This is a genomic window from Arsukibacterium sp. (assembly GCF_033721375.1).
Classification (GTDB): Bacteria; Pseudomonadota; Gammaproteobacteria; order Enterobacterales; family Alteromonadaceae; genus Alishewanella.
Genome location: NZ_JAWWAP010000008.1, coordinates 182,940 through 197,610, shown reverse-complemented (window position 1 = coordinate 197,610; position 14,671 = coordinate 182,940). Strand labels below are relative to the sequence as shown.

Annotated in this window: 12 protein-coding genes and 1 tRNA gene; 11 read left to right on the top strand and 2 right to left on the bottom strand. The window is 50.1% G+C overall.

Annotated elements, in window-relative coordinates; translation table 11 throughout:
• Complete coding sequence (locus R3187_RS14010) at window positions 1-555, top strand: hypothetical protein (RefSeq protein WP_318967675.1); 555 nt, start codon at window positions 1-3, stop codon at window positions 553-555.
• Window positions 552-4,439, top strand: coding sequence for a phage tail protein (locus R3187_RS14005; protein WP_318967674.1), 3,888 nt, complete (start codon window positions 552-554; stop codon window positions 4,437-4,439). The genes R3187_RS14010 and R3187_RS14005 overlap by 4 nt, the downstream gene beginning before the upstream one ends.
• Window positions 4,440-4,464: 25 nt before the next feature.
• On the opposite strand, the gene R3187_RS14000 is transcribed toward R3187_RS14005, so the two are convergent.
• Complete coding sequence (locus tag R3187_RS14000) at window positions 4,465-4,626, bottom strand: hypothetical protein (RefSeq protein WP_318967673.1); 162 nt, start codon at window positions 4,624-4,626, stop codon at window positions 4,465-4,467.
• Window positions 4,627-4,684: 58 nt separating this feature from the next.
• Here R3187_RS14000 and R3187_RS13995 point away from each other — a divergent pair, with 58 nt between their 5' ends.
• The 8 genes from R3187_RS13995 (at window position 4,685) to R3187_RS13960 (ending at window position 11,265) form a co-directional block, all read left to right on the top strand.
• Window positions 4,685-5,908, top strand: a complete 1,224-nt coding sequence (locus R3187_RS13995) for a hypothetical protein (RefSeq protein ID WP_318967672.1) — start codon at window positions 4,685-4,687, stop codon at window positions 5,906-5,908.
• Window positions 5,909-5,917: 9 nt separating this feature from the next.
• Window positions 5,918-6,262 carry a hypothetical protein gene (locus tag R3187_RS13990; RefSeq protein ID WP_318967671.1) on the top strand — a complete coding sequence of 115 codons (345 nt, stop codon included), beginning with the start codon at window positions 5,918-5,920 and terminating at the stop codon, window positions 6,260-6,262.
• Entirely contained in the window at window positions 6,255-6,656 is a 402-nt protein-coding gene (locus tag R3187_RS13985) for a DUF4376 domain-containing protein (RefSeq protein WP_318967670.1), read from the top strand. The genes R3187_RS13990 and R3187_RS13985 overlap by 8 nt, the downstream gene beginning before the upstream one ends.
• Before the next feature lie 93 nt (window positions 6,657-6,749).
• Complete coding sequence (locus R3187_RS13980) at window positions 6,750-7,253, top strand: hypothetical protein (RefSeq protein ID WP_318967669.1); 504 nt, start codon at window positions 6,750-6,752, stop codon at window positions 7,251-7,253.
• Window positions 7,253-9,937 carry a fibronectin type III domain-containing protein gene (locus R3187_RS13975; protein WP_318967668.1) on the top strand — a complete coding sequence of 895 codons (2,685 nt, stop codon included), beginning with the start codon at window positions 7,253-7,255 and terminating at the stop codon, window positions 9,935-9,937. Before R3187_RS13980 ends, R3187_RS13975 begins: the two co-directional genes overlap by 1 nt.
• Complete coding sequence (locus tag R3187_RS13970; RefSeq protein WP_318967667.1) at window positions 9,930-10,604, top strand: hypothetical protein; 675 nt, start codon at window positions 9,930-9,932, stop codon at window positions 10,602-10,604. Before R3187_RS13975 ends, R3187_RS13970 begins: the two co-directional genes overlap by 8 nt.
• Window positions 10,605-10,615: 11 nt before the next feature.
• Entirely contained in the window at window positions 10,616-10,924 is a 309-nt protein-coding gene (locus tag R3187_RS13965) for a hypothetical protein (protein WP_318967666.1), read from the top strand.
• Window positions 10,918-11,265 (top strand): hypothetical protein, encoded by a 348-nt coding sequence (locus R3187_RS13960; RefSeq protein ID WP_318967665.1) that lies wholly within the window; start codon window positions 10,918-10,920, stop codon window positions 11,263-11,265. Before R3187_RS13965 ends, R3187_RS13960 begins: the two co-directional genes overlap by 7 nt.
• Before the next feature lie 112 nt (window positions 11,266-11,377).
• On the opposite strand, the gene R3187_RS13955 is transcribed toward R3187_RS13960, so the two are convergent.
• A tRNA-Val gene (locus tag R3187_RS13955) sits at window positions 11,378-11,454 on the bottom strand.
• Between the two features lie 300 nt (window positions 11,455-11,754).
• Here R3187_RS13955 and R3187_RS13950 point away from each other — a divergent pair.
• Entirely contained in the window at window positions 11,755-14,637 is a 2,883-nt protein-coding gene (locus R3187_RS13950) for a S9 family peptidase (RefSeq protein ID WP_318967664.1), read from the top strand.
• The last annotated feature ends 34 nt before the right edge of the window (window positions 14,638-14,671 follow it).

Here is a 14,671-nt window from a genome sequence, read left to right as displayed (position 1 = left end):
ATGATTATAACAACGCCACAAGTCGCTGCTGCAATAGCCGGAGATCACAACTATTGCCATTTAATACGCATGGAACTGGCAAACAATACTGTGCTTCGCTTTACCGAGGCCGGTTTTGATATTGACTGGAACGGTGAAACGTTCGACGCCAACGGCCTGCTGCTGGGTGTTGATGCCCCCAGTTTTAACACTGAGCTGCGCATTGGTGAAATAGGCCTTAGCTTTACCGCGGCAGACCAAAGCATTGTGGCACTGATGCTGAGCAACAACCAGGTTAACCGGCCGGTGTACATTTACCGGGCTTATATAAACCCTTTCGGCCAGGTAATACCCGATCCGGTATTACTGCATGCCTGGCTGATTACCAGTACCGATGTGCAAGACGACAAAGACAGTGCTACCTGCACCGTTCGTATGGCCAGTGAGTGGGCCGACTTTGAAGCACCCCGTGGCCGCCGCACTACCCAGAACAGCCAAACCCGCTATTACCCGCAAGACAAAGGGCTTGAATTTTCTACACAGGTTAAAAAAGACATTAAGTGGGGCGGTGCATGATCCTTAAGGTATTCAAAAAAGCATTTAAGTTATTAACTGCGCCGCTTCGTAAAATTCTGGGTTGGTTATTTAAGGTACCAGACCCGCAGGATCCGGCTGCCGTATTAGTTGAAAAGCAGGGCAGCGATCACCCCATACCGGTAATTTACGGCACCCGTAAAATAGGCGTTATTAAAGTACACAAGTACGTTACCGACTTATCTGGCGGTGCTGATAACGAACTTCTGCATTTAATATGCGTGCTGTGTGAGGGCGAGATAGACGCCATTGAGGAAGTTTTCTTCGATGGTAAAAGCGAAAACGATCCCCAATGGCGCAAAGACAAGAACAACCCGGCGAGCCCTAAGTGGTTTACTGTTCACCGCTATTTAGGTGCTGCAGATCAAGCGGTATCCTTTCCGGCTGTTTCTGCAATACCTAACTGGGGGTTTGACCACAAGCTAAGTGGGCTGGCGTATTTATACGTTGTGCTACAAATGGACAAAGACCAAAGCATCTGGCGAGGTGAGCCTGAAATTACTGCCCGGGTGCGTGGCCGCAAAATTTACGACCCAAGGTCAAACACCACAGCTTACAGCGAGAACCCTGCCATCCAGTTGCTGGACTACCTGCAAAATACCGTTTATGGCAAAGGCCTCAGCAGTGGCCGCTTAGTGCTGCCCAGCATTATTGCTGCTGCTAACGTTGCTGATGAAACCGTAAACAGCACTGTAATTCAGAATGGCACGCCAACTACCTATAGCCACAAGCGGTTTAGCAGCAATACGTATGTAGATACGGGTACTTCGGTATTTAATAACGTGCAGCAGATGCTGTCGTCAATGCGTGGCAGCTTGCCCATCGGCAGCGGTTCGCTGCGCCTGCAAATAGAAACCGAAGCCAGCCCGGTGTTTTACTTTAGCCATGGCCGCAGCGAGCAACTAAACCATGCCACCATTACCGGCAAGATTAAAAGCAGCGGCGGCGGCAAGAAAGACCGGTTTAACCGGGTGGTGGTGCGGTTCCCTAATGCAGCTCTGGATTTTGAGCGTGACGAAGTATTCTATCCGGACAGTGAGGATCCGCTTTTTGCTGAATGGCTGGCCGAAGATAACGGAGTATTGCTGGAACAGAACTTCGAGTTCAATACCATTACCAACAAAGCAGAAGCGCTGCAAATGGCGCGGATCATTGCCCTGCGTAGTCGCTTTCAGCTGCAGTGCGGTTTCACCGCCAGCCCGGCTGCTATTGTGGTTGAGCCCGGCGACGTCGTAGGCATAACCGATGATACCCGCGGCTGGGACGCTAAACCGTTCCGGGTAGAGCAGGTAAAATTAAAAGACGATGGCGATGTAGAGCTGGAGTTTATTGAACACCAGAACGCCATATACCCATGGAGCGGTACCACCTACGAAGAACGCATTGGCGGCACCAACCTGGGCGACCCCACTAACATACCCGCGCCAACCGGTTTAAGCATTGCGCCGGATCTAACGCTGGCCACCGGCGGCCGGCTCACCTGGTCAATGGCTAACAACGCCTTTGTGCGCCGTTTCCGGGTAAAAATATCAAACGCAGAGGGCGAGTTCTTCAGCGAAGAAACCATAGTCAGGGCAATGGTGCTGCCGTTACTTGATGCCGGCGAATACACCATATCAGTGTTTGCCCTTAGCACGCTTAATACCTTATCGCCGCCAGCGGTTATTGCCTTTAACTTAGTTCAGCCACAACCGCCAACTGAAATACAGTTCACCCGGGGTAACTTTGAAATTGAAGCAAGGCCGGTACTTGCCGGTGCCGGGCTGGGTACCCAGTTCGAGTTTGCTATAGGCGACACCACCACCGTTCGCGGCCGTGGTATCAGCCTTATTTTTACCGGCTTGGCACACAGTACGGAATACACCATATTTGCACGAACCGTTAACGCACTGGGCACCTCCGCCTGGATAAGCCGTACAACCACCACAACAGCTAATGGCGCCAATATTGTCGACCTTATTGGCGAAGACGTTGGCGCATCAATATTTGATGATGTCGTAACGGCGGTAAACACTGAACTGCAGCAAACCGTTGAAGCCGCTCTGGTCGATGTGCCGACCGATGTTGAAGTGCAGCAGCTAATAGATGACAGTATTGCCACAGTTAACGCGGCAGATACAGAAGATCCTCGTGTGCAGGTGCTTTACGATGTAATGTCGGTTATCGGGGAGCAGGAAAACCGGGCTGAAATAAAGCGCACTGACTTTCTTATTGCTCAGGAAGGGCAAGTAAGAGCAGCTGCAATACTGGAGCTAAATGCGGCAGATGCTTCGTTATTAACCCAGATACAGCAGGTTACCACTGACTTGCAAGGTAACAGCGATGCGTTGGTGGCGCTGCAGGGCGTTGTTACTAACCCTGTTACCGGACTAAGCGCATCGTTTAGCCTGGCGCAACAGGCGAAAACTACTGCTGATGGCAATACCAGCAGCATAAGCCAGATCCAGAACGAAGTTGAAAACCTTGATTTAGGGTTAACCGGTACTGTCAGTTTTGTACAGCAGGTTGAAATTTTAGCTAATGAAGCGCAAGACTCAGCAGATAACGCACAGTCAACGGCAAATAGTGCGGTTAGTTCTGTTAACTCGCTTACAGCCACTGTTAATAACGCTACCACCGGTTTAAGTGCAACTAATCAGCTGGCACAGCAAGCTAAAACCACGGCTGATGGTGCCGCATCGTCGGTTAATTCGCTAACCGCTACCGTCAATAATGCTACCACCGGTTTAAGTGCAACTAACCAGCTAGCGCAGCAGGCTAAAAGCACCGCCGACGGTGCCGTATCATCATTAACAACACTGCAGTCCACTGTAAGCGGAATTAATGATGAACTGGGTTCAGCGCAGCTATCACTGCAGGCCACCATTAACGAGCTCGGCGACGTTAGCGCCAGGGCGTTTTTTGGTGTTACCAACGTGTCTGGTGGGGTGGCCCGGGTAAACGGCGTTGTAGTAGATGGCGCTACCAACACTCTGGAGTTCCGTGCCGATACAATGCGGCTAACCAATACTGCTGGCGTAGTGCAAATGTATTACGACACCGGCACTGGCCGCTGGGTATATAACGGCGATTTAATTGCAGCTAACTTTAAAACAGCCAACAGCGGTTACCGGGCAGAAATGGGCACCGGCACTTACCCTTTTTGGTATGGCACCGGAACCAAGAATCTGACCAACGCACTATTCGCAGTAGACACTTCCGGTAACGTTAATATGCGCAATGCGCAAATTAATGGCGGTACTATTCGGATGATTGGCGCCACAGCTATGAGCATTGAAAGCCAAACCCCATTTGGCCCGCACAATTTACTGGAATGGAAAGGTAAAAAAATTAACGGCGTTAATTGGGATACCAGTACTAACCAGCCAATTCTAAGCGGGCTGCTAAAAGGCAATGCCAGCTACTACTACAGTGCAGATGATCAAGTGTATTTTTCTGGCTCAATACTGGCCGGTACTCTTCGCAATGCTCAGCAGTCAACCCAACTTGGCGCAAACACTGAGGTCGAGACAGGATCATACGGTAGTAATGGCGGCACCATTACCATTAAATGTAGTTTTGGTGCCAGTAAAGGCCAGTCTGGCTCTGGTACGTGCCCGGTAAGTTCCAACCCAACTGGAACAATGTACTTAGACCGCTGGAATGGTAGCAGCTGGCAGCAAGTGGCATCCCACGTTATGACGGGCCAGTACAATTGCTTGCAGGAGGGTGGTGAATACCTTTCAAGCTGGACACTTACGGGTTCCTTTACCTTTACCGACAACCTTCTTAGCACGGCGAACCGGCGTTACCGCTTGCGGGTAACACATACAACGCCAGTACTGCCAAACGGCACTCAGAATTTAAGTATTATAAGTGAGGAATAATGGCACTTACCCCCGTAAAGCCGCTTTATAGCGTCAGCGCTACTGCTACTAACGGCAGTAATATTATTAACGTTACCGGTGGCGTAGACTGCAGTTGGTTAAAATCAGGCTCAATCGTTGCCCTGGGTACCCGGCAATTGGTAGACGCAATAAGCGGCACATCACCAGATGGCAGTGGCAATAGCACAATAACCCTGCGCCGTAACTGGACCGACCCAACCACCACAGCATCGTTGCTGGCGTTTATGAGCTGGGAAGGTTTGGCCGATGCGGTGGTTAAGCTTAGAAACTTAGCCGAAGCCAGCGAAAGCGCCTTACAGGGCGCTTTTTCTTTTATGGGCAACTGGTCAGCTGCAGGGGGTGATTTTCCGGCAGCGCCGGCAGAGGGTACAGGTTCGCAGCAATACCGCATAAGCGTAGCCGGCACAATGGGCGGCCGCGCCTACCGGGTGGGTGAGCAAATATACTACGACCAGTTTACCAGCCAGTGGCGGCCGTTAACGGAGGCGTTAGGTTCAGCAGCGTTCGCCACTGTAACCACCAGTGCCACTGATACGACAGCAGGCCGGTTGATGAAGGTGGGTGATTTTGGGTTGGGGGCAACGGGCAACACTGCGGTTTTTGGCGGTGATTTAGGCGCAATAAACACAACGCAATTTTTAAACTGTGGTCCATCAACGACAGGCGGCCCCGCTGGAGTAAACATTGACGGCGCTAAGGTTCTTCATGCTAAGTGGGCTGATACAAATAGTGCAACCCAAATTTTGTGGACTTACAATGGTGCAACGTATGAAAGGCATATAACGGGCGGTACACTATTGCCATGGCTTCAAACTTTAAAATTAGATGCCGCAGGTAACTTTTCAATAGGAAACAGCAGCGCGCCGAATATAGCAGGATATTTAACGCAATCTTTGGATGGCGTGACAGGCAGCTTTACGGATTACAGGCAAAGTGGCGCCAATGGCCTGCGGTTGGGGGCTGATAGCGGCAACGGATTTATAAATGGCGCTGCTGGTATACTCAGGCTTTTGACGTCTGACATTGAGCGTATGCGCATTGATTCAAGCGGCAAACTAACCTCAGCCAACGGCGCAGCCTTTGTCGGCACAGTGGCACAAGGCGGAAACCAAAGTGCAATAATCCAGCGTGGAAGTAATGCCAATGGTGGATATGTTCGGTTTGCGGATGGTACGCAGATTTGTTTCACCAACAGACAAACAGCTTTGGCTATCAACAACCCTATCGGCAACTTGTTCTGGACAGGTTCCAATTTATGGACACTCCCCGTTTCATTTGTGGCACCACCAACTGTTTCCGTATCCGAGGCGGGTGGTGCAGGTGGTTGTTGGGGTGGACTTGGAACTGGAGGTACGGACGCAACAACAACAACTTTTGCTTTATACAGAGGCACTTTGGAAAACACGCAACCGATCGCATCTCTAATCGCAATCGGCCGCTGGTACTAAGGAACAACTATGAAAATAGTATTATCACCCATTGCATCAGCGATAGCTGATCAGTTACCTGTTGTAGCCGGCGACACGGTTACTTATCGCAGCGAAACCTACGATTTAGCACCTTTGCCCGATGGTGCAACAGTCGAAGCAGACAGCCCTTTTATTGGTAATATCAGCCGAGTAAACAGTGAACTGCAATTTACACTGGAATACCAATACAACGCCAAGCTGGCCGAAGATAACCAGCCTACCGACTGGGCGAGCTATACCTTTGTCGTAACAGAAGGCGAATGCCCAGACCCAATTATTTATAAGCCCGTGCAACAAGATCCCGAACCAGTGTCAGAGGTGCTAAATGATTAAATGGGAAACGGTAAAAACGGCTGATGACAAGCTGGCCGAATACATTGCTACTAAAAACCAGTGGCTTAATACTGAGCGCGACCGGCTAATTGCCGCGGGTGTTGATCATGCAGGTTATCGTTACCAAACCGCTGAGCGAAATATTGCAGATTTAATGGGCGCTATTCAGGTTGCTCAACTTGCCGCAGCAGCTGGCCAGCAGTTTACAACGCAATGGCTAACAGAAGACAATGTTACCGTACCAATGAACTTGCAGGATTTAGCTGCGCTTGGTGCTGCAGTAGCGCACCACAAAGCAGCACTGGTTTATAAATGCCGTGATCATAAGGACGCTATTCTGGCACTGGAAAGCAAAGAGAGTATTGATAATTACATTTTAAATATTACATGGTGAATGTAGTTACCAAATAATAAGTATTTCATTGAAGAAGCCGGAGCTAAATGCCCGGCTTTTTAATTGGCCGCGGTTTAATTCAGGGGCGCTTTAGTGCAAACAATCCCAGTTATCTACTCCCGCAACAACAAGCCATTTAGCTACGCCATACGGCTGCTGGATAAGGGCGCGTTAATTTGCCCTTTTAGTCATGTAGCTATTGTCAGTAAATGCGGCACGTTCGTGTACGAGGCCCGTGGCGGTTACGGTGTTATCAAAACACCAATACAGGAATTTAAGGCGAGGGCGACGTACTGGGAGGAAGGGTTCTTCCCAGTAATTTGCCGCGCCGAAGCTTACCGTCGGGCAGAGTCACAACAGGGTAAAGAATACGACTTAATGGGCGCCGTGGTAATTGGATTGCCATTCATCCCTCACCACTGGGCTGATCCGGAAAAATGGTTCTGCTCTGAATACCTGGCTTATTGCTCGCAAATGTTCGAAGCAAAACACATAAGCTTTATTGGCGTGAACTTCTGTTATGCGCTTACGCACAGCAAGCCATTGCCTGGTATCAGTTTTAATAACAAAGAAATTCAGTTTGAGAGTGCAGTTTAATGGCTAAATATGGCGATATAGTTTTGGGCTTACCGGTTGGTGCTGGTTTACCACCTGGTTTTACCAGTCGTTTTACAACATCAGGTGTCACTATTGGCGTCACCGATGATGTTGATTCACCAAGCGGCAAAGCTATCAATATTAGGGGGGCGAGTACAGCCCGCACCTTTTTTAGCTATAACGCCATAAACGCCGACCCAGACAGAGCAACTGTAACGCAGATTTCTCTGATACGAATTAATAACCCACATGATGGTGGTGCCGCTACAACGTTTGGCGGTTTAGCATCACGCGGTAGCGGTTCAGCTGGCAGTGAAACGGTTAATGTAAGCGCATTTAATCGCGGGTCGAACATTACCGGCGAACGCGGCCGCATTTCTAAAATTAAATATACCGCTGGTTCAGCCACTGTGCTTTATGCCTCCCCCGGTGAAGCTTGGGTGCAAAATGGCATTTACTGGCTGAAGCAAGTAACAAGCGGAACAACTTACACGTCAACTCTATATGCTGCTAACGATTTAAACGGAACTCCGCTAACATCCGGCACAGAAACGGCTAATGCCTCAAACGCAAATAACTGGATTGGTATATTCAAATTTTCAGGCGAAGCTGATTTTGATGTGCTGTTTTACGCTATTGGTACAGGTGCTGATTTACCTGACCCTCCGGGCGGCGTAACACCAACTTTATCAGCTGCAACTGGCACTGAAACCAGTGATACAACAGCTGATGGCTCAGTGACTACTGACACAACAGGTACGTCAATCAGTGCAGTGGTAACAGCCAGCGCAACACCACCAAGCAGAGCCGATATTATAGCTGGTACAGGTGCAGTTTATGCGGTAACGCCAGCGGTAACAGTAATAGGAGCGCAATCATTCAGCGCTACCGGCCTAACTGCTGAAACAACTTACTACTGGCATTTTGTTCAGGGTGAAAACTCTAACATTATAACCAGTAATGCATTTACCACCGAAGCTGTTCCAGTATCACCACCGGCAACAGCCCCAGCAAATTTAACCCCTATTGCAATATCTGACACTGAAATTACATCTACATGGGAATCGGTTGCTGGTGCCACGGGTTATGATTTGGAAGTTGACAGCGTTGCTACCGATGTTGGCAATGTTTTAACGGCTGACACTGCGGGGTTAACTGAATTAACAGGATATGATTTCCGAGTAAGAGCATATAACGCCGCTGGTGATGGACCGTGGTCTGCTGTAGTTTCTGAAACCACTGACGCAGCACCAGCTGAAATTGTTTTAGTGACTGATTTTGACAGCGGTAATGTAAGCCAAACATTAACTACAATAACTAACCCGGCAAGCGCCGAACCAATAATTAATGTTTTATCAAGGCCCGCTGCAATAACAGGCACCAATGGTAGTGGCTGGACGATAACACACTTTGCGGTCGAAAATGCCGAAGGGGTGCGCCCTGTAATATCGTTAGACCGGGACGATATGGCGTTTAAATTCGATACGCCATTATCGACGTACTTACCATCTTGGACGCAGGATTTTATAAACTACACACAAGCACCAAGTCGCAGTTTAATTGGTGGTGCTACCGGCACTATTGAGTTTCAATTTACAGACCCATTTCCAGCGGGCCGGGTTTATATTGTAACTAATCCCCTAGGGCAGCAAGCAGCAGCGGCACCTTATGCGGCCTCATTGTTGGCTGACTACCCCGGCATTGTTTCGCCAACTGGCTCAGCCGATTCGGGCGGTGTTTATTTCACAAGTCCAGCTGAAGTAGATGAAAACGGCAGGCAGTGCGGCGGCCATGATATGTTCGCCCTTAAATTTGAATTTGGTGGCTCGACTACTGACGGTGGCCCGAAACGTAAAGCGCTGATTACGTATGGTCAGCACGCAATGGGTGAGGCTCAAGCTTGGTGGGCGTTTAAATCTTTTGTTGATTACATACTTGATTCAACAGATGCTGAAGCGGTCAGAGATAGAGCAAACTTTGATTATTATGTTTATTTCAACATCAGCCCAAATGGTATTTTTTCAGGCCATCGTCGGCACAATCCAAGCAGAAGCACTGACCCTAATCGAGACTGGGTTACTACACCAGTGCTTGCTGAAATTGCAGCGACTAAAAACGCAATAGTAGCAGATACAGCCGGTGCGGTTGACGTTGTTTTTGATTGGCATGGCGCGTCATCACGTTCAGATAATTTCTTGGTGTATGCCCCTATTCAAGCTAATACAGCAAGATTTATCGAATTAGGTGAAATTGTTTTTGGCAGCACTGGTATTTATGACGAATCCGACCAAGATGGCACGTTGGCAAAATGGGCCTTGATTAATCTTGGCGCTACTTTTACGACAGCGGCTGAAACACACGGGCGCGGCGATACTTCACTATCGAACTATCAAAACATCGGTGTTAATTGGGCTAAAACCCTAGCCGCTGCTGATGCTGATGGTATGTTTTACACACCGCCCGCAACATTTCTGCCCCTGAATATATCCGGCTTACCTGACGGCACATACACCGTAAACCTTTGCCTTGCTTCAACCGGTGAACAGATAGTGCAGGACGATATTGCTTTTGTTGATGGTCAGGCTCAGTACGAAGTAGATTTAGCCCTTGGCACCGCTATCGCCGGTTACATCGTGGATCCGCCAAACGGAGCTGTAATCTACGGAGTGCTGACCAATGCTTAACACCTGGGGGCCACTGAATCAGTGGTCAGGTGCATCAGCCGGCACAAACTACGACGTTGGCGGTATTGGTAATTTCACTATATCCGGCATTGGTGGTGTTTCACGGCAAACCGAGACGGCTGGCGTTGGCAGCTTTTCAATATCAGGTGTTGGTGCAGTTAGCCGCGGATCTCCGGCCGGAGGCATCGGTTTAGCTGTTTTCAGCGGCTTGGGGCAATTATACCGTCAAACCTTTGTAAGTGGTGTTGGTAGCTTCATTGTTAGCGGCGAGGGCGGCTATTACGAAGACACCGGGCCTGATCCCGTTGGAACCAATTACGATGCTGGCGGCATTGGAACGTTTACCGTATCTGGTGAGGGCGCCATATCTCGCCAGACAACAGCAGCTGGTGCAGGTGAATTTCAGCTAACAGGGCAGGGTGGCATCAGCCGGCAATCTGCTGTTAGTGGCATTGGTGCACTGCAATTCTCAGGCTTGGGCAATGCATCCCGGCAAACCTTAGTTTCAGGTGTTGGCAGCTTCACTATCAGTGGGCAGGGTGGTGATGAAGGTGAACCCTTAATCATTGGCATAGCCCGCTGGCCAGCAGCAGTAATCGAGAATAAAAAGCGCTTTAACATTGGCAAGGTATCAACAGTGGCCAGGTTCAGAACTGGTATCGTTTAGAGGGCACGTAAATGCAGTTAAATCAAAACCAGTCTTACGATCTGGAATTCCCTGTTGAACTGGCCACCGGTGAACCGGTACCAGCAGTCGACGCGGCCACCTTTACCCTGATCCGTTCTGGCAGGGAAATACAGAAAGTAAATCTGTGCAACGGCGGCAGTTTCACCCCGGGGCTTTTTACTGCCCCGCTTGAAGCAAACCCCAGTTACAAAAACGTTTATCAGTTCGAAGTGTGGCTACTGATAGATGGTAAACCCTGTATGCCACATTCCGGTGAAATTGAATTTAAAGAAACATTTGAGAGGATCGAAGCATGTTAACAGCAGCAGGTAAGGTTTTATTTTTGAACGGCGGCAACACTGAGCCAGTAAAAGTGGTTAAACATACTGCGGCGCCAAACGCCACAGCGTCAAATAACCGGATCGGTGCTTTGCAAGCATGTAGCTTTGAAACTGCAGCTGATGGTACCGACTTCCGGCAACTATCTTCTGACGTGGAAACTGTAGTTCCTGCCGCGACGGCAACAGCTACACACTTCAGCGTTTATAATTCCGATGATGTCGCGATACATATTATCGCGATGACTACACCGCGATCTGGCTTAGTTGAGGGTGACACGGTTACGCTGAAAGCAGCCGATACCAGGCTGACAATTAACTAATTTTGCTTATACAGTGCACTACTGTATTTTTATAAAATTTTGATAATATTTTTATACAAGTAAAGCCTAAACAAAAACAGCGCCGATAAGGCGCTGCTTTTATTGGAATTATTGGTGCGTCCTAGTGGACTCGAACCACCGACCCCTACCATGTCAAGGTAGTGCTCTAACCAGCTGAGCTAAGGACGCACACTTGGGTTGCCGGCCGCTATGCCTCTATAAAGAGTAAACAGTCTGGCTGACAACGGCGGCTATGTTATTGTGCTGCTGACGGGTTGGCAAGTGTTTTTCGTGTTTCGCTTAACGTTTGGCTGAATTTTAGCCTGTCAGCCGGTATTTAACCGCAACTCTGCAGGTTTTGGTCGTATCTTTGCCGCAGTCAGCCCCTTCGCTGCACACATTTATCGTCGCCTATGTTAACTTTGGCCCACCGTAAGATATGTCGCCTGGCAGAACAATAATTCAGATAAGCAGGCTTTCGAGGAATTTATGATTAGAACGAGCAACGGCTTACGCCGACCTTTGCGCTTTAGTGCGGCTATGTTACTGCTGATTGTCAGTGCTGGCTGCAGCCAGTTGCAGAGCACAACGCCCCAGGCTGAAATTACCTCTGGCGCTATTGCTGCCAGTAGCGTTGCAACGACCGGTTTGCGGCCACTTGAGCTGACCGACATTATGAAGTTTCGGGAAATTAAAGAGCGCCAGCTTAGCGAAAACCAGCAGTTTATGGTGTATACCGCTGCGCCTGATTTTGGCGACAGCACCGGTTATCTGGTTGTTTTACAAAGTGGCAAACAGCTCAGTGTTGAGCGCGGCGATAAGGGCCAGCTTAATGCCGATGGCAGTTTTGCGCTGTTTCGCCAACGCGCGCCGCTCTTAGAGCGCGAGCAGGCTGCTGATAAAAAAGCGCGTGAAGCACTGGCGCAAAATGCAGTACTGGTAAACAGTGAAACGGGCGAGCAGCGGGTTATCGCCAATATTGATCGCTTTGCATTTACCGGTGATGGCCACACCGCATTGTTACTGGTGCGTAAGGCGGACAGCAAAGACCGCACACAAACCCTGCAGGCGCTGCATTTAGCCAGCGGTACCTTGCAAACCCTGGCTCAGGTAACCGATTTTGCGGTGGCGGCAGAGGGTTCAATGGTGGCCTGGATTGCTGAGTTGGAAGCAACAGAGAACGCCGGCCCGCAAGCAGACAAACAACCCGCACAGCAGCGGCTGCTGGTTTGGGACAGCGCTGCTGACAGCCGGTTCACTGCACATGGTGCAACAGCACAAAAGCTGCAACAGCTGAAATTTAATCAGCAGGGCAGTCAGCTGGTATTTTTCAGCGGGCCCGACAGCGAGCAGTTAAAGGCCTCAAACCAGGCGGAAGCAGCCCAGCAGCTATGGCTCTGGTCACAGGGAGATGACAGCGCGCAGCAGCTTAATACTCAGCGCGCAGGTTGGCTGCTAAGCGAGCATTATGCGCCGCGCTGGAGCGAAGATGGTAAGCGGCTGTTTATCGGCCACCGGCCGGATAGCGGTGACAAACCGGCAAAAATTGAACCGCCGCAAACTGAGGCTGAGCTGTATAACGTGGAGCGGCTGCTGGCCGACCGGCGCTTGCAGGTATGGCATGGCGATGATGAGCGGATTAACAGCCAGCAAAAAGCAGAGTACAAGCAGGCGTTAAAGCGCACTGCGCCGGCTGTTATCTGGCTGGACAGCTTACAGATGGTCGTATTAAGTGATGATATCGACGAGCAACTGCAGCTTACTGAGCATACTGACGCGCAGCTTATCAGCAGCGGCCGGCCTTATTTAAAACAGCTGAGCTGGGATGGCCGCTTGCACGATATCTGGCATGTTAATTTACGCAGCGGCAAGCGTCAGCGGGTATTCAGCGCTAACCGCAGCCATGAGTCGGCCCATTTATCACCATCAGGCCGTTACGTTGTCTATCTGCAAGATGAGCAGTACCAGTTGTTTGACAGCGCAACCGGCACTACCGTGCAGCTGGCGGTCGCTGCACCTGTATCCTGGGTAGATGAGCAGAACGACCGGCCAATGGCTGCCGAAAGTTATGGTGTGGCAGGCTGGTTAGCCGATGAGTCGGCGGTACTGGTGTATGACCGGTTTGATATCTGGGCGCTGAGCCCTGGTGGCGGCATGCAAAAACTGACAGACGGCAGAACGGCTAAGCAGCAATACCGCTTGCAGCAAAAGGATGATGCGCTGGCAGTCGACCCGGCAGCAGCCCATTTACTGCAAATGTATAACGAAGACACCAAACAATACGGTTTTGCCCGGCTTACCTTATCCGCTGATGCCACCAATAGTGAGCTGAATGGTGAGCTGACGGTACTTCTGCAGGGCAAAAAACGCTATGACGTTGTCGAAACCCTGGAAGACTTCAGTGAGGCGAAGCGGCATTACTTATTTACCGAGCAGAGTTTCAGGCAGTTTCCTGATTTATGGCTGGCCAGTGCCGATTTCAATCAGCGGCGCCAGCTGACTGATGTTAACCCGCAGCAGGCAGAATTTATTTGGGGGGACAGCCATTTAATTGAATGGACCAGCGCTACTGGCGAGCCATTGCAGGGCGTGTTACTAACCCCGGATGGCTATGATCCGGCCAGGCAGTACCCGGTAGTTGTGTACTACTACGAGAAATTCTCGCAGCGGCTGCATCATTATAATCAGATGAAGGTCAATCACCGGCCGAACTTCCCGTATTATCTGGGCCAGGATTATCTGGTGTTTCTGCCCGACATTCATTTCAGACCGGCAGCACCTGGTCCCAGTGCCACCGAATCATTAGTGCCGGGTCTGCAAAAGTTAATTGATATGGGCGTGGCCGATCCACAGGCAATTGGCTTACATGGCCATAGCTGGTCAGGTTATCAGACGGCCTTTGTCGTAACCGAAACTGACATGTTTGCAGCAGCCGTTTCGGGGGCACCGGTGGCTAATATGACCAGTGCCTACAGCGGCATTCGCTGGCAGAGCGGCCTGGCCCGCCAGTTTCAGTATGAAACCGGCCAGAGCCGGCTTGGCGTGTCGATGTACGACGACGTAAAGCCCTATATTGATAATTCACCGGTATTTTTTGCCGATAAAATTAATACCCCGATGCTGATCCAGTTTGGCGACGACGATGGTGCGGTGCCGTGGGAGCAGGGCATTGAGTATTACCTGGCGCTGCGCCGCTTAGGCAAAGACGTGGTAATGCTGCACTATGAAAATGAGCCGCATCATTTGCAGCGCTATGCGAATAAGCTGGACTACAGCATTAAAATGCGTGAGTTCTTCGATCACTACTTAAAAGGAGCGCCGGCACCGAAGTGGTGGACAGAGGGCATGCCGTATCAGCAATACGAAAAGTAAGCTGCGCTTTTAGTAAAACCAAAAATAAGCCCTG